This window comes from Ramlibacter sp. (assembly GCF_035655895.1).
In the GTDB taxonomy this organism is placed as follows: domain Bacteria; phylum Pseudomonadota; class Gammaproteobacteria; order Burkholderiales; family Burkholderiaceae_C; genus Ramlibacter.
The window spans coordinates 1-24,113 of sequence record NZ_DASRTN010000002.1; the positions used below are offsets into that span (position 1 = coordinate 1).

At 70.3% G+C, this 24,113-nt stretch carries 28 protein-coding genes; 14 read left to right on the forward strand and 14 right to left on the reverse strand.

Going from position 1 to position 24,113, the window contains the following annotated elements:
• The first annotated feature begins 15 nt into the window (after positions 1-15).
• On the forward strand, positions 16-141 hold the full coding sequence (locus tag VFE82_RS00015; protein ID WP_324998332.1) for a cytochrome c: 126 nt from the start codon (positions 16-18) through the stop codon (positions 139-141).
• A gap of 91 nt (positions 142-232) precedes the next feature.
• On the opposite strand, the gene VFE82_RS00020 is transcribed toward VFE82_RS00015, so the two are convergent.
• From VFE82_RS00020 to VFE82_RS00030, 3 genes are all read right to left on the reverse strand, one after another.
• Positions 233-730, reverse strand: a complete 498-nt coding sequence (locus tag VFE82_RS00020; protein ID WP_324998174.1) for a TlpA disulfide reductase family protein — start codon at positions 728-730, stop codon at positions 233-235.
• A 61-nt stretch (positions 731-791) separates the two neighbouring features.
• Positions 792-1,526, reverse strand: coding sequence for an alpha/beta hydrolase (locus VFE82_RS00025; RefSeq protein WP_324998175.1), 735 nt, complete (start codon positions 1,524-1,526; stop codon positions 792-794).
• Positions 1,526-2,761, reverse strand: coding sequence for a CaiB/BaiF CoA-transferase family protein (locus tag VFE82_RS00030; RefSeq protein ID WP_324998176.1), 1,236 nt, complete (start codon positions 2,759-2,761; stop codon positions 1,526-1,528). Before VFE82_RS00030 ends, VFE82_RS00025 begins: the two co-directional genes overlap by 1 nt.
• 37 nt (positions 2,762-2,798) lie before the next feature.
• Here VFE82_RS00030 and VFE82_RS00035 point away from each other — a divergent pair, with 37 nt between their 5' ends.
• The 5 genes from VFE82_RS00035 (at position 2,799) to ptsP (ending at position 7,114) form a co-directional block, all read left to right on the forward strand.
• Positions 2,799-3,311: a hypothetical protein gene (locus VFE82_RS00035; RefSeq protein WP_324998178.1), complete on the forward strand. Its 513-nt coding sequence runs from the start codon at positions 2,799-2,801 to the stop codon at positions 3,309-3,311.
• Positions 3,308-4,540 (forward strand): MFS transporter, encoded by a 1,233-nt coding sequence (locus VFE82_RS00040; protein WP_324998179.1) that lies wholly within the window; start codon positions 3,308-3,310, stop codon positions 4,538-4,540. Before VFE82_RS00035 ends, VFE82_RS00040 begins: the two co-directional genes overlap by 4 nt.
• On the forward strand, positions 4,537-4,992 hold the full coding sequence (locus VFE82_RS00045; protein ID WP_324998180.1) for a PTS fructose transporter subunit IIA: 456 nt from the start codon (positions 4,537-4,539) through the stop codon (positions 4,990-4,992). Before VFE82_RS00040 ends, VFE82_RS00045 begins: the two co-directional genes overlap by 4 nt.
• Complete coding sequence (locus VFE82_RS00050; protein ID WP_324998181.1) at positions 4,961-5,230, forward strand: HPr family phosphocarrier protein; 270 nt, start codon at positions 4,961-4,963, stop codon at positions 5,228-5,230. Before VFE82_RS00045 ends, VFE82_RS00050 begins: the two co-directional genes overlap by 32 nt.
• 126 nt (positions 5,231-5,356) lie before the next feature.
• Positions 5,357-7,114, forward strand: a complete 1,758-nt coding sequence (gene ptsP, locus VFE82_RS00055; RefSeq protein ID WP_324998182.1) for a phosphoenolpyruvate--protein phosphotransferase — start codon at positions 5,357-5,359, stop codon at positions 7,112-7,114.
• On the opposite strand, the gene VFE82_RS00060 is transcribed toward ptsP, so the two are convergent.
• Complete coding sequence (locus VFE82_RS00060; protein ID WP_324998183.1) at positions 7,111-9,666, reverse strand: penicillin-binding protein 1A; 2,556 nt, start codon at positions 9,664-9,666, stop codon at positions 7,111-7,113. The genes ptsP and VFE82_RS00060 overlap by 4 nt on opposite strands.
• 213 nt (positions 9,667-9,879) lie before the next feature.
• Between VFE82_RS00060 and VFE82_RS00065 the strand changes: the two genes are divergently transcribed.
• Positions 9,880-10,857, forward strand: a complete 978-nt coding sequence (locus VFE82_RS00065) for an aldose 1-epimerase (RefSeq protein WP_324998184.1) — start codon at positions 9,880-9,882, stop codon at positions 10,855-10,857.
• Between the two features lie 20 nt (positions 10,858-10,877).
• Here VFE82_RS00065 and VFE82_RS00070 read toward each other — a convergent pair whose 3' ends face one another.
• From VFE82_RS00070 to VFE82_RS00115, 10 genes are all read right to left on the reverse strand, one after another.
• Positions 10,878-11,471, reverse strand: coding sequence for a c-type cytochrome (locus tag VFE82_RS00070; RefSeq protein WP_324998185.1), 594 nt, complete (start codon positions 11,469-11,471; stop codon positions 10,878-10,880).
• Positions 11,458-12,693, reverse strand: coding sequence for a PQQ-dependent sugar dehydrogenase (locus VFE82_RS00075; protein ID WP_324998186.1), 1,236 nt, complete (start codon positions 12,691-12,693; stop codon positions 11,458-11,460). The genes VFE82_RS00070 and VFE82_RS00075 overlap by 14 nt, the downstream gene beginning before the upstream one ends.
• A 64-nt stretch (positions 12,694-12,757) precedes the next feature.
• On the reverse strand, positions 12,758-13,612 hold the full coding sequence (locus VFE82_RS00080) for a DMT family transporter (RefSeq protein ID WP_324998187.1): 855 nt from the start codon (positions 13,610-13,612) through the stop codon (positions 12,758-12,760).
• Positions 13,613-13,694: 82 nt separating this feature from the next.
• The gene (locus VFE82_RS00085; RefSeq protein ID WP_324998188.1) at positions 13,695-14,372 is read right to left on the reverse strand and encodes an AraC family transcriptional regulator; all 678 of its coding nucleotides are present in this window, start codon (positions 14,370-14,372) and stop codon (positions 13,695-13,697) included.
• 5 nt (positions 14,373-14,377) lie between these two features.
• Positions 14,378-15,364, reverse strand: coding sequence for a lipoyl synthase (gene lipA / locus VFE82_RS00090; protein ID WP_324998189.1), 987 nt, complete (start codon positions 15,362-15,364; stop codon positions 14,378-14,380).
• A gap of 11 nt (positions 15,365-15,375) precedes the next feature.
• A complete protein-coding gene (gene lipB / locus VFE82_RS00095) occupies positions 15,376-16,044 on the reverse strand; it encodes a lipoyl(octanoyl) transferase LipB (RefSeq protein WP_324998190.1) in 669 nt (222 codons plus the stop codon).
• A 4-nt stretch (positions 16,045-16,048) separates the two neighbouring features.
• Positions 16,049-16,351: a YbeD family protein gene (locus VFE82_RS00100; protein WP_324998191.1), complete on the reverse strand. Its 303-nt coding sequence runs from the start codon at positions 16,349-16,351 to the stop codon at positions 16,049-16,051.
• 1 nt (position 16,352) lies between these two features.
• Entirely contained in the window at positions 16,353-17,246 is an 894-nt protein-coding gene (locus VFE82_RS00105) for an aminotransferase class IV (protein ID WP_324998192.1), read from the reverse strand.
• Positions 17,243-18,364 (reverse strand): MBL fold metallo-hydrolase, encoded by a 1,122-nt coding sequence (locus tag VFE82_RS00110; protein WP_324998193.1) that lies wholly within the window; start codon positions 18,362-18,364, stop codon positions 17,243-17,245. The genes VFE82_RS00105 and VFE82_RS00110 overlap by 4 nt, the downstream gene beginning before the upstream one ends.
• Entirely contained in the window at positions 18,361-18,807 is a 447-nt protein-coding gene (locus VFE82_RS00115) for a CopD family protein (protein ID WP_324998194.1), read from the reverse strand. The genes VFE82_RS00110 and VFE82_RS00115 overlap by 4 nt, the downstream gene beginning before the upstream one ends.
• 114 nt (positions 18,808-18,921) lie before the next feature.
• On the opposite strand from VFE82_RS00115, the gene VFE82_RS00120 reads away from it, so the two are divergent.
• From VFE82_RS00120 to atpG, 7 genes are read left to right on the forward strand one after another with little or no spacing between them, the layout of a single operon-like run.
• A complete protein-coding gene (locus tag VFE82_RS00120; protein WP_324998195.1) occupies positions 18,922-19,395 on the forward strand; it encodes an ATP synthase subunit I in 474 nt (157 codons plus the stop codon).
• A gap of 7 nt (positions 19,396-19,402) precedes the next feature.
• The gene (gene atpB, locus VFE82_RS00125; RefSeq protein ID WP_324998196.1) at positions 19,403-20,272 is read left to right on the forward strand and encodes a F0F1 ATP synthase subunit A; all 870 of its coding nucleotides are present in this window, start codon (positions 19,403-19,405) and stop codon (positions 20,270-20,272) included.
• Between the two features lie 57 nt (positions 20,273-20,329).
• Positions 20,330-20,578, forward strand: a complete 249-nt coding sequence (gene atpE, locus VFE82_RS00130) for a F0F1 ATP synthase subunit C (RefSeq protein WP_324998197.1) — start codon at positions 20,330-20,332, stop codon at positions 20,576-20,578.
• A gap of 37 nt (positions 20,579-20,615) precedes the next feature.
• The gene (locus VFE82_RS00135) at positions 20,616-21,086 is read left to right on the forward strand and encodes a F0F1 ATP synthase subunit B (RefSeq protein WP_324998198.1); all 471 of its coding nucleotides are present in this window, start codon (positions 20,616-20,618) and stop codon (positions 21,084-21,086) included.
• 9 nt (positions 21,087-21,095) lie between these two features.
• On the forward strand, positions 21,096-21,626 hold the full coding sequence (locus tag VFE82_RS00140; RefSeq protein WP_324998199.1) for a F0F1 ATP synthase subunit delta: 531 nt from the start codon (positions 21,096-21,098) through the stop codon (positions 21,624-21,626).
• A gap of 34 nt (positions 21,627-21,660) precedes the next feature.
• The gene (gene atpA, locus VFE82_RS00145) at positions 21,661-23,214 is read left to right on the forward strand and encodes a F0F1 ATP synthase subunit alpha (RefSeq protein WP_324998200.1); all 1,554 of its coding nucleotides are present in this window, start codon (positions 21,661-21,663) and stop codon (positions 23,212-23,214) included.
• A gap of 20 nt (positions 23,215-23,234) precedes the next feature.
• The gene (gene atpG, locus VFE82_RS00150) at positions 23,235-24,113 is read left to right on the forward strand and encodes a F0F1 ATP synthase subunit gamma (RefSeq protein WP_324998201.1); all 879 of its coding nucleotides are present in this window, start codon (positions 23,235-23,237) and stop codon (positions 24,111-24,113) included.

The following is a 24,113-nucleotide window of genomic DNA, read 5'->3' on the forward strand; positions in this document are numbered from 1 at the left end:
GAGCACGCCGACAAGATGGTGGGCGAGACCACCAAGCTGCTGGCCGCGGCCAAGACCAACAACCTGGACAACCTCAAGGCCGCGTTCACGTCCACCGCCGGCACCTGCAAGTCCTGCCACGACAACTTCCGCAACCAGTGAGGGCACCGGGCGCCCACTGGCGCCCCCCACGTCACCCCCAGCAAAAAAGCCCCGCGTCGCGGGGCTTTTCTTTCGTCTCGGCGCACCGGGATCAGGTCTCGGCGAGGAGCTTCTCGATCAGCTGGTGGAGTTCGGCGAAGTTCGGTTCGCCCACATAGCGCTTGACGATCTCGCCCTTCTTGTTCACCACGTAGGTGGTCGGCGTGAGCTGCACGTCACCCCAGGCCTTGGCCACCGCGCCGGTGTTGTCGATGGCGACCTGGAATGGCAGCTTGCGCGTTTCGGTGAAGTTCACCACGTAGCTCGGCGGGTCGTAGCTCATGGCCACCGCCAGCGTGTCGTAGCCGCGCGCCTTGTACTTGTCGTGCGTGGCGATCATCTTGGGCATCTCGCCGACGCAGGTCACGCAGCTCGTGGCCCAGAAGTTCACCAGCGTGACGCGCCCCTTGAGGTCCTCGGTGGTGCGCTTGGAGCCGTCGAGCAGCACGAACGTGGACGGCGGCGCGGCGGCCGTGCCCGTGTTCATGTAGACCGCCGCGCCCACCGCGACCAGGGCCGCGGCGGCGATGCCGACCAGTGCTTTCTTCATGGCGCGAGTTTACGCCGGACGCCTCGACCTTGCCCGCCCTGGGACACCCCGGCGGCCCGCATCAGGCGCAGGCCAGCAGCACGTCGGCCAACTCCTGCGGCAGGCTGACCATGGGGTCATGGCCGGTGCGCAGCTCCACCACCTTGGCACCACCGCCGCCGCGCCAGGCGCCGTTCCAGAAGTTGGGATCGGCCATGCGCGGGCGGATCGCGTCGATGGTCGGCAGCGCGGGCTGGGTGCAGTTGACGAAGGTGCGGGGAACGGCGGCGACGCGTTCCGGGTCGAAGTCCAGCGTCGCGTCGTAGGTGTGGCCCGGATGCGGCGTCAGCCGTCGCCGGACCCACGCGTAGTCGGCACCGGCCAGTCCATAGTTGTTGGGGTCCGGGACCGCCAGGCTGTAGTCTGCGGACGCCTGGGCCCCGGCGCGCCTGGCCTCGCGGGTGGCGCGGGCGTGCGTGCTGCTCCAGCTCTCGCCCGGTCGCGGGACCACGGCATCCACGAACACCAGGTGCCGCAGCCGCGGGCCCATCCGGTCCGCGATCGCGGTGCCGATCATCCCGGCATAGGAGTGCACGGCCAGCACGACGTCGGTGAGCTCCTCCGCCTCGATGACCGCGGCGACGTCCTCGACGTGGGTCTCCAGCGTGATCGCGGGCGACAGCAGGTGGGCGCGCTCGCCGACGCCGGTCAGCGTCACCGCGTGGGCGCGGTGGCCAGCCCGCTCGAGCCGCTCCACCACCCGCCGCCAGCACCAGCCGCCATGCCAGGCGCCGTGCACCAGGACGAACGTCGCCATCAGACCACCCCCTGCTGGCGCAGCGCGGCGATGCGGTCATCGCTCCAGCCGAGCAACTCGTGCAGCACGTCGTCGGTGTGCTGCCCCAGCAATGGAGGCGGCAGCTCGGTGCGCACCGGTGTCGCGCTCAGCTTCATCGGGCTGGAGACCAGCCGCAGCCCGGGGGCGAGCGGGTGGTCCCACTGCGTGACCATGCCGCGTTCGCCCACCTGCGGGTCGGCGAACACCTCGGCCAGGTTGTTGATCGCACCACACGGCACCTTGGCCGCCTCCAGTGCGGCCAGCCACTGGGCCTTGGGACGCGTGCGCAGCACCGATTCGAGCAGCGGCACCAGCACCGCCCGGTTGCGCACGCGGTCCTGGTTGCGCGCGAAGCGTGGATCGGCCGCCAGCTCGGGCCGGCCCGCCACCTCGCAGAACCTGGCGAACTGCCCGTCGTTGCCGACGGCGAGGATGAGGTGGTCCTTGCTGCCCTCCGGCGCCGGGGCGACCTCGAACACCTGGTAGGGCACGATGTTCTGGTGCGCGTTGCCGGCCCGGCCGGGTGCCATGCCGCTCACGAGGTAGTTGGCGCCCAGATTGGCCAGCATCGCCACCTGCGTGTCGAGCAGCGCCATGTCGATCGCCTGCCCCTCGCCGGTCCGCTCCGCGTGCCGCAGGGCGGCGACGATCGCCACCGCGGCGTACATGCCGGTGAACAGGTCGGCCACCGCGACCCCGACCTTCTGCGGCCCGCCCCCCAGGTCGTCGCGCTCGCCGGTCACGCTCATCAGGCCGCCCATGCCCTGCACCGCGTAGTCGTAGCCGGCCCGCTCGCGGTACGGGCCGGTCTGGCCGAACCCGGTGACACTGCAGTACACCAGGCGAGGGTTGACCTGCTTGAGCGAGGCATGGTCCAGCCCGTAGCGGGCCATGTCGCCGACCTTGAAGTTCTCGATGAACACGTCGCACCGGGCCGCGAGTTCGCGCACCAGTGCCTGGCCCTCGGGCTGCGAGATGTCGCACGTGACCGATCGCTTGTTGCGGTTGGTGCCCAGGTAGTACGCCGCCTCGCGCGTGTCGCGGCCCTGCGCGTCCTGCAGGAATGGCGGGCCCCAGCTGCGCGTGTCGTCGCCGCTGCCCGGGCGCTCGATCTTGATCACGTCGGCGCCGAGGTCGGCCAGGGTCTGGGTGCACCAGGGGCCGGCCAGCACGCGGGAGAGGTCGAGGATGCGGATGCCATCGAGTGCTGTCATGGCGCTGATTGTCGCGCCGGAACCGTATCATCGGACGATGCCCCGTTCCCTCGCGGCGGCGCTGCTCCTGACCGCGCTGGCCGGTTGCAGCCCCACCTTCAACTGGCGCGAAGTGCGCGTCGATCCCACCGACCTGCGGGCCATGTTCCCGTGCAAGCCCGACAAGGGGTCCCGCCGCGTCCCGATGGCAGGACGCGACGTCGAGCTCTCCGTGGTCGGCTGCGACACCGGCGGCGCCACCTTCGCCATCCTGCATGCCGAGCTCGGCGAGGCCGGCCGGGCCGACGAGGTGCTCACGCAATGGAGCGCGGCGACCCTGGCGAACATGAAGGCGACCGGCTCGACGGCAGCGGCGTTCGTGCCGCCCGGCGCGATCGCGCTGGCGGGCTCGCGCCGGGTGGGCGCCGAGGGCCGACGCGCCGACGGCTCGGCGGTGCACGGCGAGGCCGCCTACTTCGCGCGCGGTGGGCACGTGTTCCAGGCCGTCGTCTATGCCGGCCGTGCCGGGCCCGAAGCCGCGACGTTCTTCGAGGGGCTGACGTTCCGATGACTGCGCTGCCGCGTCGCACGGCCGTCGTCGTCTTCCTCGCCTTCGCCTTCGCCTACTTCTTCTCGGCGGTGCTGCGGGCGGTCACGGCGACGCTGGCGCCGACCCTCACCGCCGAATTCGACCTGACGGCGCGCGACCTGGGCCTGCTCGCCGGCGGCTTCTTCTTCGGCTTTGCCGCGACCCAGCTGCCGCTGGGCACCTGGCTGGACCGGCACGGGCCGAAGAAGGTGATCCTCAGCTTCGTCGGCGTGGCGGTCGCCGGCTGCGTGGCCTTCGCGCTGGCCGGCAGCTTCTGGTCGCTGCTGGCCGCACGGGTGCTGTGCGGTGTCGGGGTCAGCGCCTGCCTGATGGCGCCGCTGACCGGCTACCGCCGCTGGCTGGACGGGCCGGGCCAGCTGCGCGCCAATTCGTGGATGCTGATGACCGGCTCGCTGGGCATGGTGGCGTCCACGCTACCGGTGCAGTGGATGCTGCCCCTGGTCGGCTGGCGCCCGCTGTTCCTGCTGCTGGCCGTGATGCTGGCGGTCTCCTCGCTGGTGCTGGCCTGGCAGGTGCCGGGCTGGGACCTCGGCGAATCGCCTGCCCACGAGCCGCCGAGCTACCGGCAGGTCTGGCGCCACCCCTACTTCCGCCGCATGGCGCCGATCGGGTTCGTCAACTACGGCGGGATGATCGCGGTGCAGTCGCTGTGGGCCGGCCCGTGGATGGTCCGGGTCAGCGGCTACGAGCCACTGCGTGCGGCCACCGGCCTGTTCGCGATCAACCTGGCGATGCTCCTGACGTTCTGGACCTGGGGCTTGCTCAACCCCGTGCTGGCGCGCCGCGGGCTGGGCACCGACCGGCTGATCACCTGGGGCCTGCCTCTCAGCCTGGTGGTGCTGGCGGCCATCATCGTGGCCGGCCCGTCCGCCGCGGCCGCGGCCTGGGCCCTGTTCTGCGTCAGCTCCACCTTCGTCTCGCTGGCGCAGCCGGCGGTGGGCATGGCCTTCCCGTCGGCCCTGGCCGGGCGGGCGTTGTCGGCGTACAACCTGGTGATCTTCGCGGGCGTGTTCGTCGTGCAGTGGGGCATCGGGCTGCTGGTCGATGCCTTCCGCTCCGCGGGTGCGACGGAAGTGGGTGCCTTCCGTGCAGCTTTCGGCGTGTTCCTGGCTTGCGCGGTCGCCGCCTACGGCTGGTTCCTGATGGGGAGACGTGATAATCCCGAGCAACCGCACCCCGCACGTCCATGAACGCGATCCTGATCATCGGCCACGCTCCACTCGCGCATGCCCTGCGCGAGTGCGCGTTGCACGTGTTCCCGGATTGCGCCGCCTCGCTGGCGGCCATCGACGTGCAGCCGAACCTGTCGCCCGAGGAGACGCTGGCCACCGCGCGCATCGCGATGGCCCAGCTCGCCCATCCCCCGGGCGTCAAGGGCGTGCTGGTGCTCACCGACATCTTCGGCGCCACGCCCAGCAACGTGGCCCAGAAGCTGGTCGACGGCGTGACGTCGCGCCTGATCACCGGCGTGAACCTGCCCATGCTGCTGCGCAGCGTGAGCTACCGGCACGAACCGCTCGACGCGCTGGTCGCGCGCGCGGTCGTGGGCGGCACGCAAGGAGTGATGCAGGTGGCGATCACCGCCCCGCAGAACCAGCGCCGACGCAACCATGATCAAGACCAGCACGACCATCAGCAATAAGCTCGGGCTGCACGCCCGGGCCTCGGCCAAGCTCACCAAGCTCGCAGCCAGCTTCCCCTGCGAAGTCTGGATCGCCAAGGGCGAGCGCCGCGTCAATGCCAAGAGCATCATGGGCGTCATGATGCTGGCCGCCGGCATCGGCAGCGAGGTGGTGCTCGAGACCGACGGCGAGCGCGAGCGCGAGGCGATGGACGCGATGCTCGCCCTGATCAACGACAAGTTCGGCGAAGGGGAATGAGGCCATGCGCCCGCGACGCGCGTCCATCGAGCCGATGACGCGGCGCGGGCCGGGCGCCGCCCTCCCTGACAGGATTGCCAGTGCCGGCCGCGTGCCGCGCCGCGATCTTCCCCACACTTCCCAGCCATGACCTTCTCCATCCACGGCCTTCCCGTCGCGCGTGGCATCGCCATCGGGCGCGCAGTGCTGATGGCCGGGCGGGTGGACGTCGCGCACTACTTCATCCAGCCCGGTGAAGTCGAGGCCGAGATCGAGCGCGTGCGCGCCGGCCGCAACGCCGTCATCGACGAGATCAACCGCCTGCAGCAGACCATCGCCGGAATGGGGCCCAAGGAGGCCCCGCACGAGTTGTCGGCGCTGCTCGACGTGCACCTCATGCTGCTGCAGGACGAGGACCTGATCGACGGCGTCAAGCACTGGATCCGCGAGCGCCTGTACAACGCCGAATGGGCGCTCACCACGCAGCTGGAGCAGCTGTCGCGCCAGTTCGACGACATGGAGGACGAGTACCTGCGTGAGCGCAAGGCCGACCTCGAGCAGGTGGCCGAGCGCATCCTGCGCTACATGAAGGGCGTGGCCACGCCCGCCGCGCCGCCCCGCGGTCGCCGCAAGACCCAGCAGGACCTGCTGCTCGACGACAGCGTCGACGTTCCGCTGGTGCTCATCGCGCACGACCTGTCGCCGGCCGACATGCTGCAGTTCAAGCAGAGCGTCTTCGCCGGCTTCGTGACCGACGTCGGCGGCAAGACCTCGCACACTGCCATCGTGGCGCGCAGCATGGACATCCCGGCCGTGGTGGGGGCGCGCAGCGCCAGCCACCTGGTGCGCCAGGACGACTGGGTGATCGTCGACGGCGACGATGGCGTGATGATCGTCGACCCCTCGCCGATCATCCTGGCCGAGTACGGTTTCAAGCAGCGCCAGGCCGAGCTCGAGCGCGGCCGCCTGGCCCGGCTGCGCCACACGCCGGCGATCACCCTCGATGGGCAGAAGGTGGAGCTGCTGGCCAACATCGAGCTGCCGGAGGACGCGGTCGGCGCGGTCGCGGCAGGGGCCGGCGGCGTGGGCCTGTTCCGCAGCGAGTTCCTGTTCATGGGCCGCAAGGGCCACCTGCCCGACGAGGACGAGCAGTACGAGGCGTACCGCCGGGCGGTGGAGGGCATGCAAGGGCTCCCGGTCACGATCCGCACCATCGATGTCGGCGCCGACAAGCCGCTGGACCACGAGCACCGGGACGCGGCCCACCTGAACCCCGCGCTGGGGCTGCGGGCCATCCGCTGGTGCCTGGCCGACCCCGCCATGTTCCTCACCCAGCTGCGCGCGATCCTGCGCGCCGCGCTGCACGGCAAGGTCAACCTGCTCATCCCGATGCTGGCGCACGCCAGCGAGGTGCGCCAGACCCTGTCGCTGCTGGACTTCGCGCGCGCCGAGCTGGACAACCGGGGCGTCGCCTATGGCCAGGTGCAGGTGGGCGCCATGATCGAGATCCCCGCGGCGGCGTTGACCCTGCGCACGTTCCTGCACTACTTCGACTTCCTGTCGATCGGCACCAACGACCTGATCCAGTACACGCTGGCGATCGACCGGGCCGACGAATCGGTGGCGCACCTGTACGACCCGCTGCACCCGGCGGTGCTGCAGCTGGTGGCGCGCACCATCGCCGAGTGCAACGCGGCCGGCAAGAGCGTCAGCGTGTGCGGCGAGATGGCCGGCGACACCACGCTCACCCGGCTGCTGCTCGGGCTGGGGCTGCGCTCGTTCTCCATGCACCCAGCGCAGATCCTGGCGGTCAAGCAGGAGGTGCTGCGCGCTGACGCCCAGCGGCTGGCCACCTGGGCCCAGCAGGTGCTCGCTGCCGACGAGCCGGCCCAGCTGCTCGCCTAGCGCCCGCGCTCCTGGGCGCCGCCGTACGGGTCGCCGGGCACCGACCAGGCGGGCACGCCCGGGGCGCGCGCCGCGCCGCTCGCCTCGCCCGGTGGCCCCGGGGACACCATGGCCGGCTGGACGGTCGTGGCAGGCCGCGGCGGGGCCACGACCACCGCCCGTGGGGCCGGCGCGGACGGCGCCACCACGACCTGCGGAATCTCCGCCGGGGCTGCGGCCTGCGGGAGGGCCCCGCGCGGCGGCGCGACCACGACGGCGCGCGATGGCGCCGGCGGCCAGGTTTCCATCTGCGGCGGCGGCACCGCCGCCGAGGGTTCGGCCGGCACGGCGACCACTTCCGGCACCGCCAGGGGCTGACTGGTCAGCGGTACCGTGGCCAGCTCCTGCTGCGGCGGGGGCGCGAAATTGGCCCACCATGCAGCCACTTCCTCGGCGAGCTCGGGGTCGGTCGGCCGGGGAAAGCGGGCCTTGCCGTCGATCAGCCGCTGGCGCAGCGCGCCCTGGACGAACTCGCCGACCATCGGCAGCGCGCTGCGCGCGCCCTGGCCCCAGGCGTCCTGCATCGTGATCCGGCTGTCATTGAAGCCGACCCAGGCGCCGGCGACCAGCTGCGGATGCATCAGGATGAACCAGCCGTCGGTGTTGTCCTGCGTGGTGCCGGTCTTGCCGGCCAGGTCGCCCTGCAAGCCGTAGCGCGTGCGGATCGCCGTGCCGGTGCCGCGGTCGATCACGCCCCGCATCGCATCGAGCAGCTCCAGATTGGGGACCAAGGGCAAGGCTTCCTCGGCCGGTGCCACGGGAAAGGCTTCCAGCACCCGGCCCTGCCGGTCCTCCACCCGCGACACGCCCAGCGGCGCCACGTAGCGCCCGCCGTTGGCGATGGTGGCGTAGCCGGCCACCATCTCCTTGAGCGAGACGGGGCTGGTGCCCAGCCCCAGCGACGCGACCTCGTCGAGGCGGCTTTCGCGCACGCCCGCCGCGCGCGCCAGTGCCGCCACGGGCTGGGGTCCCAGGCGCTGCATCACCTGGGCCGTGATGGTGTTCTTGGAAAAGGCCAGAGCGTCGCGCAACGTCATCGGCGCGCCGGTCGGCTGGCCCACGTCGGTGGGGCGCCACACCTCGCCGGGGCCGATCACGATGTCGGTCACCTGGTCGAGCAGCATCTCGCCCGGCCGCGCGCCCTGGGCGAAGGCCGCGCCGTACACGAACGGCTTGAAGGTCGAGCCGGGCTGGCGACGGGCCTGCTGCACGTGGTCGAACTGGTCCTGCGCGAAGTCACGGCTCCCGACCCAGGCCCGCACCAGGCCCGTTCCCGGCTCGATGGCGACCAGCCCGGCCTGCACGCGGGTCTTCTCCTCGCGCAGGGCCTGCAGGAAGGCCGCATCGCCGCGCAGCTTGGCCAGCGCATCGTCCGCGCTCAGGCCGGCCGCGCGGGCCGCCTGGAACTGGGCGCTTTCGCGGATGAACGCGTCCACCAGGTCGCGGCGGGCATTCCAGCCGGCGCGGCCGTTCCAGGCCGTGTCCGCCAGTTTCTGGACCCGCTCGGTCTGCCGCTGCAGGGCTTCCACCGCCAGTGCCTGGGCACGTGAATCGATGGTGGTGCGCACCACCAGTCCATCGGCGTAGACGTCGCGGCCGTTCCGGTCGGCCCAGTCGATCAGCCAGCGCCGCACCTGCACCACGAAGTGCGGCGCCAGCCCCGGCTCCTCCTCCTGCCGCTCGAAGGTCAGGCGCAGCGGCGTCTGCCGCAGGGCCGCGAGCTGGGTGCCGTCCAGCTTGCCGTGCCGCGCCATCTGCGCCAGCACCGTGTTGCGCCGCTGGCGGGCCCGTTCGGGATTCAGCACGGGGTTGTAGTAGCTGGTGCCCTTGAGCATGCCCACCAGCGTCGCGCTCTCGAGCACGTCGAGGTCGCGCGCCGCCTTGTCGAAGTACGTCCGCGCGGCCATCTCGATGCCGTAGGCGTTGTAGAGGAAGGGGACCGTGTTGAGGTAGGTCTCCAGGATCTCGTCCTTGCCGAAGGCGGCCTCGATGCGCACCGCGGTGATCGCCTCCTTGAGCTTGCGCTCCAGCGTCGGCGCCCTGCCGATCTCCTCGGGGTACAGGTTGCGCGCCAGCTGCTGGGTCAGGGTCGAGCCGCCCTGCAGGCGGCCGTTGAGCGTGTGCAGCGCGGCCGAGACGGTGCGCCGGACGTCCAGGCCGTGGTGCTCGTAGAAGCGGTGGTCCTCGGTGGCCAGCAGCGCCGCCAGCACGTGCGGCGAGATGTCGGCCAGCGGCACCCACTGCCGATTGGCGCGGCGCAGCACGGCCAGCGTCTGGCCGTCGGACGACACGATCTGGCTCGGCTGCTGCGCCCGGACCTCGCGCATGTCGCCGACGTCGGGGGTGCGCGGCACCAGCGCGGCGACATAGGCCGCCGCCAGGGCCAGCGCCAGCAGCGGCAACGTGGACAGCAGCAGCAGCCAGTGGTTGCGCAGGAGCCACCAGGTCCAGCGGCCGACCGCGCGAGGCCAGGCCCGCAGGGCGGCAAAAGCAGAAAGTGCGGGGGGCGGCATGAAGTGGAGCGGAACTGGATGACTCTAGGCTGCGGCCAACGGCTGACCCTGTAGGACGGCTACTCAAGCGCCCGGCAGCGACACATGTCACGGCAAGCCGGCCGATTCGCGCGCCATCGCTCTGCCGAGCTTGTGCGAGCGGCCCTGGACGGAAGAATGGCCCGGCGCGACGGTCCCGCCTGCCTGGCCGGGCGTGCGCCTGGAGAACGAACCGTGAGCACCGACCTGCTGCAAGCCCATACCCCCGATCCGGCGCTGGCCGACCGGCTTGTCCGCCTGCACGCCGGCGAGCAGCACGTGGCGATCAGCCCCGAGGTGGGCGGTTCGCTGGCGGCGTTCAGCCGCCGGTGGCGGGACGCGGCCGGCGAGCACGAGGCGCACTGGCTGCGGCCGGCCAGCCGGGAAGGGCTGGCGCAGCGCAACCCGCTGGCGATGGCCAGCTTCCCCCTGGTGCCGTTCTGCAACCGCATCCGCCAGGGGCTGGCGCAGTTCGAAGGGCGCGAGATCCGATTCCCGCCCAACCATCCGGCCGAGGACTCGCCGCATCCGCTGCACGGCATCGGCTGGCAGCGGCCCTGGCGCGTGGTGTCGGCGGGGCCGGCCGACGCGGAGCTGGCGCTCGATGTCGAGGCCGGTCCGGCCTGGCCCTGGCACTTCTCGTCGCGCCAGAGGTTCCGGCTGGCACCCGAGCGGCTGTCGGTGGAGATCAGCTTGCGCAACGAGGACGCGGTGGCCATGCCCGCCGGCATCGGCCACCACCCCTACTTCCCGCACGAGGCCGGCACCCGGCTGACCACCGCGACGCGGGCCATGTGGGAGGCGGATGCCGAAGTGATGCCGACCGCGCTGGTGCAGTCGGACGCGGTGCGGCAGCTGCGCGACGGCGCCCTGCTGGCCGGACTGCACACCGACAACAACTTTGTCGGCTGGAGCCGCGAGGCCCGCATCGACTGGCCTGCCAGTGCCGGGCAGCCGGCACGCCGGCTGCTCCTGCGTGCCGAGGTGCCGCTCGACCACTTCGTCCTCTATTGCCAGCGGGGGTACGACTACTTCTGCGCCGAGCCGGTGAGCCAGTGCACCGACTGGCTGAACCTGCAGGACCGGTTCGGGCCCGATGTGCTGGGCGGCACGCGGCTGGGGCCGGGCGAGACGCTGACCGCGCGCTTCGAACTCGCGCCCGCCTGGGGCTGAGCCGCCCCGGGCGCGCACGCTCAGTTCGAGTGCGCCAGGAAGTGCGCCAGGTCCGCCAGGTCCGCGTCCTTCAGGCCGAACAGCGCCGAGGCCATGATGGTGTCGCGGCCGGGCGCCGGGTTGTCCCGGAACTGCTTCATCGACTGGACGAGGAACGCCTCGGGCTGCGCCGCCAGGCGCGGCACCTGCTGCTGGCCTCGGAAATCGGACAGGTGGCAACTGCCGCAGTGCATCTTGGAGGCCAGGGCCTGCCCGCGCTGGAAGGCCTCGCGGTCCCGGGGCGCTGGTGCGGGCGCCGGCTTCTGCGCGGAGAAGTACTGGGCCAGCGCGACGAGCTCCGGATCCTTCATGGGATCCAGCAGGCCCTTCATCGCCGGCACCTCGCGCAACCCTTCGCGGATCAGCACGAGCTGGTTCTCGATGAAGGTGCGCGGCTGGCCGGCCAGCGACGGGATCTCGGGGTTCTGGCTGCGGCCCTCGGGTCCGTGGCAGGCGGCGCAGGCCGCGGCCTGCGGCGGCGCCGCCTGCTGGGCGAAGGGCGCGCCGCCGCCCAGCAGCAGCGCACCGACCGCGGCGGCGCGCACCGCCGTGCCCCATTGCTCACGAGCGGGCATAGGTGATGCGGTAGATGGCGCCGACCTGCTCGTCGGACAGCAGCAGGGAGCCGTCGGGCAGCTGCAGCATGTAGACCGGCCGGCCCCACATCTGGTTGCTGCCCTCGTCGAGGAAGCCGGTGACGAACGGCGTCACCTGCGCGTCGCGACCCTCGGCATCGGCCTTGACGGCCACCACGTCGTAGCCGAACTTCCTGGTGCGGTTCCAGGAGCCCTTGCGCGCGACGAACAGCACGTTGCGGTACTCCGGCGGGAACATCGTGCCGGTGTAGAAGTGCACGCCCATGGCCGCCGCGTGCGGGCCCATGGTGCGCACCGGCAGCGTGACGCCGTCGCAGGCCTTGTCACGCTTGACGTCGGGATCGGCGATGCCGCTGGCATGGCAGTACGGGAAGCCGTAGTTCAGGCCCACCCGCGGCATGCGGTTGAGCTCGTCCTCGGGACCTTCGTCGCCCAGCCAGTCACGGCCATGGTCGGTGAACCACATCTCCTTGGTCACCGGATGCCAGTCGAAGCCCTGGGTGTTGCGCACGCCACGGGCGACCACCTCCATGTTGGAGCCGTCGGCGTCGTAGCGCCGGATCTGGGCGTAGGCCTGCTCGGGCAGGCAGATGTTGCACGGCGCGCCGAACGGCACGTACAGCTTGCCGTCCGGACCGAAGCGGACGTACTTCCAGTTGTGGTGCTGCTTGGGCGGCAGGTCGAATTTCGCGGTGAGGTCGACCGGCTGGGCGCCCGGGTTGCGGTCGATGCCGTCGTAGCGCAGCACCTTGTCGATCGCGACCACGTACAGCGCGCCGTTGTGGTACGTCACCGCCGGCTGGTTCAGCTTGTCGACCACGACGCGGCTGGTGCGCTGGCCGCCGCTGTCGGTGATCTCGTAGACGCGCCCGATCCCGCGCGTGCCGGCGTAGATCTTGCCGCTCTCGGTGCGCGACATCGCGCGGATGCCCGGCATGCCATGGGCCCACAGTTCGGCCTTGAAGCCGGGCGGCAGCTTGAGCTTGTCGAGCGGGATCTCCGACGGCGGTGTCGCCGTCAGCTTGCCCGCCACCGGGGCCAGCGTGGACGACGCCATCGCGGCCGAGCGGCCCTGCTGCCAGTCAGGCGCGCCGGCGGCGACGGGGCCGGCGGCCGCGGACAGGGTGGGGGGTGGTGGCGTCTGCGCGCAGCCGGCGGCAAGGGCCGCCAGGCAGGCGGCCAGGCCCAGGCGTTCGAACATGCTGTCTCCTTCGTTGTGTGCGTTGGCATGCTAGCCAAGCCCGCGTGCCGGCCTGGAGGGGTTTCTACCGAGAACCGGCGGCCGGGAGATCACGCGGCGCGCGCGTGCCCACCAGCGCCGACACGACGATGAGCGCCGCCGCGGCCGCCACGCTCCAGCGGAACTCGCGTCCGCTCACCAGCATCAGCAGAAGCGTCGAGGCCAGCGGCGTGATGTAGCTCAGCACGCCGATCTGGCGCGGATCGCCGGCCTTGAGCGCCTTGTCCCACAGGAAGAAGGCGGCGCCCAGGGGACCGAGCCCCATCGCGGCCAGCAGCAGCAGGTCGCGCGAGTCGAGCGCCACGCGCGGCTCCAGTGCCAGATGGCAGGCCAGCGCGAGCACGCCCGACACCGCCCCGAACAGCCCGATCGCCGCGGTCGGAAAGGCCTGCACGCGCCGGGTGAGCAGGGAGTAGCTGGCCCAGATGAAGGCGGAACCGAGCGCCGGCAGGTAGCCCCAGGACCAGCCGCCGCGCAGGTCGCCGCCGGCCGCGCCCAGGATCGCGAGCGCGGCCCCCGCGAAGCCGAGGGCCGCGGCCACCAGATGCTGGGCGCGCAGCCGCAGCGGCGGCAGGAACACCGGCGCCAGCACCACGATCAGGAGCGGCCACAGGTAGTTCACCAGGTTGGCCTCGACGGGCGGCGCGTGGCGCAGCGCGATGAACAGCAGGAAGTGGAAGCCGAACAGCCCGTACACGCCGAGCGCCAGCGTCGGCAGCGGCACCTTCCACTGGCGCACCAGCGGCCAGGCCGGCATGCTGCCCACCAGCAGCGCGACGCCGGTGAGCAGGAAGGGCGGCACGTGCCGCAGCAGCAGGCCGAGGGAGGCGAGGCTGGCCCACAGCGCGATGGCGCTCAGGGCATAGACATTGGGGTGCATCGCCCGAGCATACGCAGCAGCGTCGTCGCGCGGCGCGGGTGCATCGTCGCGCGCCGACGGTCACACACCGAAGGGCCCGGGATCAGTCGTCGGCGCGACGCAGGGCGGCGGTCAGGGCGGACGGCGAGCGGTAACCGGTGCGGCGCGCCACGTCGGCCACCGGCGTTCCGACCGCGCGCAGCTGGCGTGCACGGGCCAGGCGCAGCGCCCGCAGCCACTGCAGCACCGAGCGGCCCTGCGCTTCGCGGCAGCGCTGGGCGAACTGGCCGGGGCTCAGGTGCACGCGTGCCGCCAGGTCGGCCACGCCCAGTGGCTGGTCCAGCCTGTGCTGCACCCAGGCCTGCAGCTCGCTCCAGTCGATCGCGCGTCCGCGCGGCCGCGCAACCGGTCCCCAGGCCTCCAGGAGCAGCCCCGGGCCGTGCAGCGTCGCCAGCGGTTGCGCGAGCCGCAGGGCAGGGGCGAGGTAGCGCGCCAGCAGGCCGACCTCGGCCGGGCGGGCAGGCATGTCCGCGCACAACGTCCACAGATCGACCTCGGTGTCGAGCACCAGGCACTCGCTGCCCCGGGCCGCCTCGAAGTCGTGGCGGTCGCCCGGCCGCACCAGGCAGCCATCGCCCGGGCCGACCCGGCGGCCGCGACCTTCGACTTCCAGTTCGAGCACGCCCGACAGGCCCACCAGGACCTGCGCATGGTGATGGGAGTGGCTGCCGCGCGAGGGGCCGTAGGTGCGCAGCGACAGGGCTGGTCGCACCAGGGCCATGGTCGTCAGGCGCCGACGCCGGCGGCGTGCGCCTGCTGGTCCGCGTGGTAGCTGGAGCGCACCATCGCTCCCACCGCCGCGTGGGAGAACCCCATCTCGTAGGCCTTCTCCTCGAACATCCTGAAGGTGTCCGGGTGCACGTAGCGCCGCACAGGCAGGTGCGACAGCGTCGGCGCCAGGTACTGGCCGATGGTCAACATGTCGATGTCGTGCGCGCGCATGTCGCGCATCACCTCGAGGATCTCCTCGTCGGTCTCGCCCAGGCCCACCATCAGGCCGCTCTTGGTCGGCACCTGCGGGTGCAGCGCCTTGAACTTCTTCAGCAGGTTCAGGCTGAAGCGGTAGTCGGAGCCCGGGCGCGCTTCCTTGTACAGGCGCGGGATGGTCTCGAGGTTGTGGTTCATCACGTCCGGCGGTGCAGCCTTCAGGATCTCCAGCGCGCGGTCGTCGCGGCCTCGGAAGTCGGGCACGAGGATCTCGATGGTGGTGCCGGGCGACAGCTCGCGGGTGCGGCGGATGCAGTCGACGAAGTGCTGGCTGCCGCCGTCACGCAGGTCGTCGCGGTCGACGCTGGTGATCACCACGTACTTCAGCTTCAGCCTGGCGATGGTGCGGGCCAGGTTCTCCGGCTCCATCGGGTCGAGCGGGTCGGGGCGTCCGTGGCCGACGTCGCAGAACGGGCAGCGGCGCGTGCACTTGTCGCCCATGATCATGAACGTCGCGGTGCCCTTGCCGAAGCACTCGCCGATGTTCGGGCACGAGGCCTCCTCGCACACCGTGTGCAGGTTGCTCTCGCGCAGGATCTGCTTGATCTCGTAGAAGCGCGTGGTCGGGGAGCCCGCGCGCACGCGGATCCACTCGGGCTTCTTGAGCACCTCGCCGGGCTCCACCTTGACCGGGATGCGCGAGAGCTTGGCCGCCGCCTTCTGCTTGGCGCTGGCGTCGTAGGTCTCGATGGATTGCGCCTCGCGCACGACGGGGGTGGAGCTCATGGAATCCTTCCTCACGGCGCCAGCAGGTCCGCGAGCTTCTGGCCCAGGACGCCGACCGCCTCGTTCCAGGGGGTGGGAACGCCGATTGTAGAAAGGTCCACCGTCCGCAGCCCGGCATAGCCGCAGGGGTTGATGCGCGAGAAGGGTTCCAGGTCCATCGCCACGTTGAGGGCCACGCCGTGGTAGGTGCAGTGGCGGCTCACCTTGACCCCGAGCGCCGCGATCTTGCCGAGGCCGTCGAACGCGCGTCCGGGTGCCACCGGGCCGCGCAAGGCATCGTGCGAGAACGGGTCGGCCAGGCGCACGTAGATGCCGGGAGCGCCCGGGACCCGGTGCCCGGTGACGCCGAACTGCGCCAGCGTGCGGATCACCGCCTCCTCCAGCCGGAACACGTATTCCTTGACGAAGTAGCGGCGACGGCGCAGGTCCAGCAGGGGATACGCGACCACCTGGCCGGGCCCGTGGAAGGTGACCTGCCCGCCACGGTTGGTGGCCACCACCGGGATCTCGCCGGGCGCCAGGAGATGGCTGGCGTCGCCCGCCAGGCCCTGCGTGAACACCGGCGGGTGTTCGCACAGCCACAGCTCGTCGGGCGTGTCCTCGTCGCGTGCGGCGGTGAACGCCTGCATCGCCCGGTAGGTGGGCAGGTAGTCCACCCGGCCGAGGACCCTCGGTTCCATGGCGTTACAGGACGACCTTGACCATCGGGTGGGTCGACAGCGTGCGGTAGAGCTCGTCCAGCTGATCGCGGCTGGTGGCCGTCACCGTGACGGTGATGCCGAGATAGTTGCCGGCCTTGCTGTCGCGCAGCTCGATGCTCGAGGCATCGAAGTCCGGATCGAACTGCTTGGCGATGCTGGTGACGGCAGGGACGAAGCCGTCCACCTTCGCGCCCATGACCTTGATGGGAAAGCGCGACGGGTAGTCGATCAGGGAATCCTTGCGCGGATCCTGGGCGGGAGGGGGCTGGGGGGTGGGTGCGGTCATCTCAGGAAGCCTGTTTCGCCCGCTGGTAGCCGGCGTAGAGCTTTTCGTAGATGGGGCCCGGGCGGCCGTTTCCAACCGGCCGGCCATCCAGCGAGGTCACCGGCAGCACCTCCTTGGTCGCCGAGGACAGCAGCAGCTCGTCGGCGCCGAGCACCTCGTCGCGGCTCACCCGGCGCAGCTCGAACGGAATGCCGGCCTCGCGGCACAGCTGTTCGACCAGGCCGTAGCGGATGCCCTCGAGTACCAGGTTGTCCTTCTGCGGGCCGAGCACCGCGCCGTTCCTCACCACCCAGACGTTGGAGGCGGCGGCCTCCGACAGGAAGCCGTCGCGGAACATGACGGTCTCGATGGCGCCCTCGTCGGCGCTCATCTGGCGCGACAGCACCGCGCCGGCCAGGCTGGTGCTCTTGATGTGGGCCTTGCGCCAGCGGAAGTCGTCGGCGCTGACGCAGGCGAAACCGCGCGCGCGCTGCTCGGGGGTGTAGAGGGCCATCCGGTTGGCCATCGCGAACACGGTCGGCTCGATGTCCTGGGGCATCACGTGGTCGCGCATGGCGACACCGCGGGTGATGTGCAGGTAGACCAGCTGGTTGGTCTCGCTGGCGGGGCTGCCGGCATGCTGCGCATAGCGCTCGATCAGGGTGTCCACCAGCGCGCGCCACTGATCGGCGGTCCTGGGGTTGCGGATGCGCATCTCGCCCAGGCTGCGGTCGAGGCGGCCCATGTGCTCGGCGAAACGGAACGGGCGCCCGTTGTAGACGGGCACCACTTCGTAGACCCCGTCGCCGAAGATGAAGCCGCGGTCCATCACGCTCACGCGTGCGTCGCGCAGGGTGGAGAACTCGCCGTTCAGGTAGCACGGGAGGGTGGGCAGCGTCATGGTCGGGTCGGTCATGGCATCGATTGTCGCGCGGCCCGGGCCGGCAGCCAGCGGGTCTCGCCGATCGCCAGCACGGAGAAGTCGGCCGCCTCCAGGCCGGCCGCCTGGCGGGCGGCGGCGAGGTCGCGGGGCGGCTGGTCCAGCGGTTCGTCCGTGAGCTCGAACGTGCCCCAGTGGATCCCCACGCTGCGCACCGCGTCCAGGTCCCGGTGCGCCTGCACGGCTTCGGCCGGGTTCATGTGCTGGGCCTGCATGAACCAGCGCGGCTCGTAGGCACCGACGGCCAGCAGGGCCAGGTCGAAGCGCTCGCCGGGGTGGCGCGCCTGCCACTGCCGCCGGGTGTCGGCGAAATCGCGGCTGTAGCCGGTGTCGCCCGAGAAGTACCAGTGCAGGTCGTCCGCCTGCACCGCCCAGCCGCCCCACAGCGTGCGGTTGCGGTCGCCCAGGCCGCGCGCCGACCAGTGCTGCACCGGCACCAGCTGGAACTCGACGCCCTGGTGCACGTGCACCTGCCACCAGTCGAGCTCCACCACGTTGCGCACACCCAGGTCCTCCATCCAGGCCTTGTTCCCCAGGGGGACGAGGAACAGCGTGCGCCCCTGGCCGCGCTGGTCGAGCAGCACGACACTGAGGCGGTCGAGGTGGTCGTAGTGGTTGTGCGAGACCACCACCACGTCGATGGGCGGCAGGTCGGCCAGGGCGATCCCGGGTGGCTGCGCCCGCTTCGGTCCCAGGAACTGCACGGGCGAGGCGCGCTCGCTGAAGATCGGATCGGTCAGCACGTTCAGCCCGCCCGATTGCACCAGGGCGGTGGCGTGGCCGATCCAGGTGACCGACGGCCCCTGGGCGACGCCGGCTGCGCCGCCCGCACGCGCGGCGGCTCCGTAGGCCTTCAAGCGCGCCAGCTCCGGCAGCACCACCGGCGTGGGCACCTGCGGCGCTGGCGGCAGTCCGTCGCGCAGGGCCTGCCAGCGCCAGCGCAGCAGGTCGCCCAGCGGCTTGTTCACCGACCCGATGCCGGTGTTGCGAAAGCCGTGCGGCGTGTGGTGCGACGTGGCCGCGTCGTCCCCCTGGGCGGCCGACGCGGCAAACGTCCAGGCCATCAGCGCGCCGAGCGCAAGGGACCTGCTCACCGCCACAGCAGCACCGCCGCGATCGCGATCCAGCCGAGCGCCAGGTTCACCTGCACCAGCCGCCCGATCTGGTTCATCCGCCGCCCGCCCTCGGGCCAGTCCTGCGCGGCCACGGCCCGCTGCAGGCGGCGCCAGGGGGCGAAGAAGAGGTGTCCGAAGATCAGCACCATCACGATGCCCAGCCCGGCCATGGCGTGCCAGCCGGGTGGAGCCTGGCGGCCCGGGACCTGCAGCAGCAGCGGCACGCCCGAGGCCAGCAGCAGCGCGATGCTCACGAGGACCAGCACGAAGAAGCGCCGCAGCACCTGCACCGCGAGCGGCAGGCGCTGCGGCGGCTGCAGCTGCGCATGCAACGCGGGACGCAGGGCAATGGCGACGAACGCCATGCCGCCCAACCAGAAGATGGCGCCAGCCAGGTGGAGCAGGAGCAGGAGATTGCGCATTGTTGGAATGGAAGAGTGGGAGAGGTTTCGGACGTGGGGGTTCCTACTTATATAATGAGAGGCTTTCCGAAAGTTGCAGGCGCTTAACGCCGCGGACACGGCGGGATCCGGGATATGTCAACCAGAAGAGTTCCCCCGCTGCCTGACAACGCCGAGGAAGCCTCCCCCATCCAGCCGCTCAGCGCCGAAGAGGCGCGGCGGCTGCGTGAGCGTCGTCCGCCGGTTTCGCCCTGGCGGGTGGTGGCAGGGCAGGCGGCGGCCGGGATGGTGGCGGCAGCGATGGCGTTGCTCGCGAGCGGTCGGCCCGAAGTCGGCTGGTCGGTCGCGTGGGGCGTGTTCGTGGTCGCTTTCCCGGCAGCCGTGTTCGCGCGGGCTCTGGCGCGCCGTTCTGCGGCAGGCCGGGCCGGCGTGGGATTCCTGGCCTGGGAGCTGGTGAAGATCGGGCTGTCCGTCGCCCTGCTGGTCGCTTCCCCCCGTGCGGTGCCGGGGTTGAGCTGGCTGGCGATGGTGGTGGGCATGGTCGTGGCGACGAAGATGTATTGGGTGGCGCTGGTGTGGACCCGGCGCGATCGAAGAAACGGGAACTGAACAAGACATGGCTGCCTCCGAACACGGACCGAACGCGGGCGAGTACATCCAGCACCATCTGCAGCACCTGCAGAAGAATTTCGCCTTCGAGAGCGTGACCCAGAAGTCCATCGTGGATTTCAGCGTCTTCAACCTCGACTCGATCGTCGTCTCGATCCTCCTGGGGATCGTCGGCTGCTACGTGCTGTGGCGCGCGGCGCGCAAGGCGACCTCGGGCGTGCCGGGGCGCTTCCAGGCGGCCGTCGAGATGATGATCGAGATGGTCGACACCCAGGCCAAGGGTGTGATCCACAACGAGGCGAGCCGCAAGGTCGTGGCGCCGCTGGCACTGACCGTCTTCGTGTGGGTGTTCCTGATGAACTTCATGGACATGCTGCCGCTGGACCTGCTGCCGCAGATCTGGCACTCGGCCGGTCCGGCCCTGGGCTTCAAGGAGTACCTGCGCATCGTCCCGAGCGCGGACCTGTCCACCACGCTGGGCCTGGCCCTGAGCGTGCTGGTCATGCGCTTCTACTACAACATCAAGATCAAGGGTCTGGGCGGCTGGGGCCATGAGCTCGTGTCCGCGCCCTTCGGCGCGCACCCGGTGCTGTGGCCGTTCAACATCGTCATGCAGATCATCGAGTTCATCGCGAACACGGTGTCGCATGGCATGCGGCTGTTCGGCAACATGTTCGCCGGCGAACTGGTGTTCATGCTGATCGCCCTGCTGGGCGGCGCGTGGGCGCTGAACGCCACGGGCATCGGCCTGGCCATCGGACACGTGATCGCCGGCACGGTGTGGACGCTGTTCCACATCCTGGTGATCACGCTGCAGGCGTTCATCTTCATGATGCTGACGCTGATCTACCTCGGCCAGTCGCACCAGGCGCACTGAGGCGCCGGCGGTTCGCTTCCCCTTTCCCTTTTCCACTTACCAACCAGGAGAAACTTCATGGAAAACATCCTCGGCTTCGTCGCGCTGGCTTGCGGCATCATCGTCGGTCTGGGCGCCATCGGTGCGTCCATCGGCATCGCCATCATGGGCGGCAAGTACCTCGAGTCGTCGGCCCGCCAGCCCGAGCTGATGAACGAACTGCAGACCCGCATGTTCATTCTGGCCGGCCTGATCGACGCTGCGTTCCTGATCGGCGTCGCCATCGCCCTGCTGTTCGCCTTCGCCAACCCCTTCGTCCTGCGCTAACCGGGACGGCTGCGGTCACGACCGAAAGGACCGATCCGTGAACATCAACGCGACACTGTTCCTGCAGGCGATCGTCTTCGCGATCCTTGTGTGGTTCACGATGCGCTACATCTGGCCGCCGATCGCGACCGCGCTCGACGAGCGCGCGCGCAAGATCGCCGACGGCCTGGCGGCTGCCGACAAGGCCAAGGCCGACCTCACCGCGGCCAACCGTCGCGTCGAGGAAGAGCTGGCCCGCACCCGCAACGAGACCGCCGCGATGCGTGCCGACGCCGAGCGCCGCGCGCAGGCGATCGTCGACGAGGCGAAGGTCCGCGCCACCGAAGAGGCCAACAAGATCATCGCCGCTGCCCGCGCGGAAGCCGACCAGCAGGTGATCCAGGCCCGCGAAGCCCTGCGCGAGCAGGTGGCGTCCCTGGCCGTGCGCGGCGCGGAGCAGATCCTGCGCCGCGAGATCAACTCGGGCGTGCACGCCGAGCTGCTCGGCCGCCTGAAGACCGAGCTGTAAGGACCGACCATGGCTGAACTCGCGACCATCGCCCGTCCCTACGCGGAAGCGCTGTTCGACGCTTCCCGCGCGGACCTGAACGGCACGGCGGAATGGCTCGATGCGCTGTCGGCGGTGGCGGCGGATGCCCGGCTGCAGGAGTACGCGGCCAATCCGAAGGTCAGCGATGAGCAGGTTTTCCAGCTCGTCACCGGCGTCCTGCCCTTGCAGTTGCCCGATGCCGGCCGCAACTTCCTGCGTGCGATCATCGAGAACGACCGCCTGGCGGTGCTCCCGGAGATCGGCACGCAGTTCCGCGCGCTGAAGAACTCGCAATCGGGCTCTTCCGATGCCATCGTGTACAGCGCCTTCCCGATCGCCGCGCAGCAGCTCGCCGACCTGGGCGGCGTGCTGGAGCGGCGCTTCGGCCGCAAGCTGAACCTCACGGTCCAGGAGGATGCATCGCTGATCGGCGGCATCCGAGTGGCTGTCGGCGACGAGGTGCTCGACGCCTCCGTCAAGGGCCGCCTGGAACAAATGAAAGTCGCCCTGACCGCGTGAGCGGCCGGGACGCCAAAGGACAAAGGAGCGAGTCATGCAGCTCAATTCCGCAGAAATCTCCGAACTGATCAAGAGCCGGATCGAAGGCCTCGCCTCCACCGCCGACATCCGCAACCAGGGCACCGTCATCTCGGTGACCGACGGCATCGTCCGCATCCACGGATTGTCCGAAGCGATGGCCGGCGAGATGCTGGAGTTCCCGGCCACCAAGGAAGGCGTGCCCACGTATGGCCTCGCCCTGAACCTCGAGCGCGACTCGGTCGGCGCGGTGATCCTGGGCGAGTACGAGCACATCTCGGAAGGCGATACCGTCAAGTGCACGGGCCGCATCCTGGAAGTGCCCGTCGGCCCCGAGCTGGTGGGCCGCGTGGTCAACGCGCTGGGCCAGCCGATCGACGGCAAGGGCCCGATCAACGCCAAGATGACGGACGTGATCGAGAAGGTCGCCCCGGGCGTGATCGCGCGCAAGTCGGTCGACCAGCCGGTGCAGACCGGCCTGAAGGCCATCGACTCCATGGTGCCGATCGGCCGCGGCCAGCGCGAGCTGATCATCGGCGACCGCCAGACCGGCAAGTCCGCCGTCGCGGTCGACACGATCATCAACCAGAAGGGTCAGAACATGACCTGCGTGTACGTCGCCATCGGGCAGAAGGCGTCCACGATCAAGAACATCGTGCGCTCGCTCGAAGCCAACGGCGCGATGGAGTACACCATCGTGGTCGCCGCCTCGGCCTCCGAGTCCGCCGCCATGCAGTACGTCTCGGCGTACTCCGGCTGCACGATGGGCGAGTACTTCCGCGACCGCGGCCAGGACGCGCTGATCATCTATGACGACCTGTCCAAGCAGGCCGTCGCCTACCGCCAGGTCTCGCTGCTGCTGCGCCGCCCGCCGGGCCGCGAAGCCTACCCCGGCGACGTGTTCTATCTCCACAGCCGCCTGCTCGAGCGCGCCGCGCGCGTGAACGCCGACTACGTGGAAGCCTTCACCAAGGGCGCCGTCAAGGGCAAGACCGGTTCGCTGACCGCGCTGCCGATCATCGAGACGCAGGCCGGCGACGTGTCCGCCTTCGTGCCGACCAACGTGATCTCGATCACCGACGGCCAGATCTTCCTGGAAACCAACCTGTTCAACGCCGGCATCCGGCCCGCAATCAACGCGGGTATCTCGGTGTCCCGCGTCGGCGGCGCGGCGCAGACCAAGCTGATCAAGGGCCTGTCCGGCGGCATCCGGACCGACCTGGCGCAGTACCGCGAGCTGGCTGCCTTCGCGCAGTTCGCCTCCGACCTGGACGCGGCCACCCGCAAGCAGCTGGACCGCGGTGCCCGCGTGACGGAACTGCTCAAGCAGGCGCAGTACAGCCCGCTGTCCATCGCCATGATGGCGGCGTCGCTGTTCGCCGTGAACAAGGGCTACTTCGACGACCTCGACGTCAAGAAGGTGCTGGCGTTCGAATCCGGCCTGCACGGCTGGCTGAAGGACAAGCACGCGGCACTGGTGACCAAGCTGGAGACCAACAAGGCCATGGACAAGGAGTCCGAGGCCGAGCTGGTCGCCGCCATCGAAGCGTTCAAGAAGACCTTCGCCTAAGCCCAACCCAAGGAAACGCTGTGGCTGCAGGAAAAGAGATTCGCGGCAAGATCAAATCGGTGGAGAACACCAAGAAGATCACCAAGGCCATGGAAATGGTCGCCGCCTCCAAGATGCGAAAGGCGCAGGACCGCATGCGCGCGGCCCGGCCTTACAGCGACAAGGTTCGCAACATCGCCGCCAACCTGGGCAAGGCGAACCCCGAGTACGTCCATGCCTTCATGCGCACCAACGACACGAAGGCAGTCGGCTTCATCGTGGTGTCGACCGACAAGGGCCTGTGCGGCGGCCTCAACACCAACGTGCTGCGGGCGGTGACGTCCAAGCTGCGCGAGCTGCAGGAGCAGGGCGTCTCGAGCCAGGCCGTGGCGATCGGCAACAAGGGGCTGGGCTTCCTCAACCGCATCGGCGCGCAGGTCGTCTCGCATGTCACCCAGCTGGGCGACACGCCGCACCTGGAGCGCCTGGTCGGCCCGGTCAAGGTCCTGCTGGACCAGTACGCCGAGGGCAAGCTGAGCGCCGTGTACCTGTGCTACACCAAGTTCATCAACACGATGAAGCAGGAGCCGGTGGTCGAGCAGCTGCTGCCGCTGTCGGCGGCCAAGATGGAAGCCGAGTCCAGGGCCGCCGGCGGCGAGCATGGCTGGGACTACATCTACGAGCCCGACGCCAAGACGGTGATCGACAACCTGCTGATCCGCTATGTCGAGGCACTGGTGTACCAGGCCGTGGCCGAGAACATGGCGTCGGAGCAGTCCGCGCGCATGGTGGCCATGAAGGCCGCCACGGACAACGCCGGCAACCTCATCGGTGAGCTCAAGCTGGTCTACAACAAGACGCGCCAGGCGGCGATCACGAAGGAACTTTCGGAGATCGTGTCTGGGGCGGCGGCTGTTTAA

Excerpts from the sequence above, each read along its gene's own strand:
- lipB (WP_324998190.1), bottom strand. The coding sequence starts at position 16,044 with ATGGAACCGAGGGTCCTCGGCCGGGTGGACTACCTGCCCACCTACCGG.
- VFE82_RS00020 (WP_324998174.1), bottom strand. The coding sequence starts at position 730 with ATGAAGAAAGCACTGGTCGGCATCGCCGCCGCGGCCCTGGTCGCGGTG.
- VFE82_RS00080 (WP_324998187.1), bottom strand. The coding sequence starts at position 13,612 with ATGCACCCCAATGTCTATGCCCTGAGCGCCATCGCGCTGTGGGCCAGC.
- atpB (WP_324998196.1), top strand. The coding sequence starts at position 19,403 with ATGGCTGCCTCCGAACACGGACCGAACGCGGGCGAGTACATCCAGCAC.
- VFE82_RS00045 (WP_324998180.1), top strand. The coding sequence starts at position 4,537 with ATGAACGCGATCCTGATCATCGGCCACGCTCCACTCGCGCATGCCCTG.
- VFE82_RS00100 (WP_324998191.1), bottom strand. The coding sequence starts at position 16,351 with ATGACCGCACCCACCCCCCAGCCCCCTCCCGCCCAGGATCCGCGCAAG.
- VFE82_RS00140 (WP_324998199.1), top strand. The coding sequence starts at position 21,096 with ATGGCTGAACTCGCGACCATCGCCCGTCCCTACGCGGAAGCGCTGTTC.
- VFE82_RS00105 (WP_324998192.1), bottom strand. The coding sequence starts at position 17,246 with ATGACCGACCCGACCATGACGCTGCCCACCCTCCCGTGCTACCTGAAC.
- lipA (WP_324998189.1), bottom strand. The coding sequence starts at position 15,364 with ATGAGCTCCACCCCCGTCGTGCGCGAGGCGCAATCCATCGAGACCTAC.
- atpA (WP_324998200.1), top strand. The coding sequence starts at position 21,661 with ATGCAGCTCAATTCCGCAGAAATCTCCGAACTGATCAAGAGCCGGATC.
- VFE82_RS00015 (WP_324998332.1), top strand. The coding sequence starts at position 16 with ATGGTGGGCGAGACCACCAAGCTGCTGGCCGCGGCCAAGACCAACAAC.
- VFE82_RS00075 (WP_324998186.1), bottom strand. The coding sequence starts at position 12,693 with ATGTTCGAACGCCTGGGCCTGGCCGCCTGCCTGGCGGCCCTTGCCGCC.
- atpE (WP_324998197.1), top strand. The coding sequence starts at position 20,330 with ATGGAAAACATCCTCGGCTTCGTCGCGCTGGCTTGCGGCATCATCGTC.
- VFE82_RS00085 (WP_324998188.1), bottom strand. The coding sequence starts at position 14,372 with ATGGCCCTGGTGCGACCAGCCCTGTCGCTGCGCACCTACGGCCCCTCG.
- VFE82_RS00040 (WP_324998179.1), top strand. The coding sequence starts at position 3,308 with ATGACTGCGCTGCCGCGTCGCACGGCCGTCGTCGTCTTCCTCGCCTTC.
- VFE82_RS00120 (WP_324998195.1), top strand. The coding sequence starts at position 18,922 with ATGTCAACCAGAAGAGTTCCCCCGCTGCCTGACAACGCCGAGGAAGCC.
- VFE82_RS00050 (WP_324998181.1), top strand. The coding sequence starts at position 4,961 with ATGATCAAGACCAGCACGACCATCAGCAATAAGCTCGGGCTGCACGCC.
- VFE82_RS00060 (WP_324998183.1), bottom strand. The coding sequence starts at position 9,666 with ATGCCGCCCCCCGCACTTTCTGCTTTTGCCGCCCTGCGGGCCTGGCCT.
- VFE82_RS00070 (WP_324998185.1), bottom strand. The coding sequence starts at position 11,471 with ATGCCCGCTCGTGAGCAATGGGGCACGGCGGTGCGCGCCGCCGCGGTC.
- VFE82_RS00035 (WP_324998178.1), top strand. The coding sequence starts at position 2,799 with ATGCCCCGTTCCCTCGCGGCGGCGCTGCTCCTGACCGCGCTGGCCGGT.
- VFE82_RS00030 (WP_324998176.1), bottom strand. The coding sequence starts at position 2,761 with ATGACAGCACTCGATGGCATCCGCATCCTCGACCTCTCCCGCGTGCTG.
- VFE82_RS00115 (WP_324998194.1), bottom strand. The coding sequence starts at position 18,807 with ATGCGCAATCTCCTGCTCCTGCTCCACCTGGCTGGCGCCATCTTCTGG.
- ptsP (WP_324998182.1), top strand. The coding sequence starts at position 5,357 with ATGACCTTCTCCATCCACGGCCTTCCCGTCGCGCGTGGCATCGCCATC.
- VFE82_RS00025 (WP_324998175.1), bottom strand. The coding sequence starts at position 1,526 with ATGGCGACGTTCGTCCTGGTGCACGGCGCCTGGCATGGCGGCTGGTGC.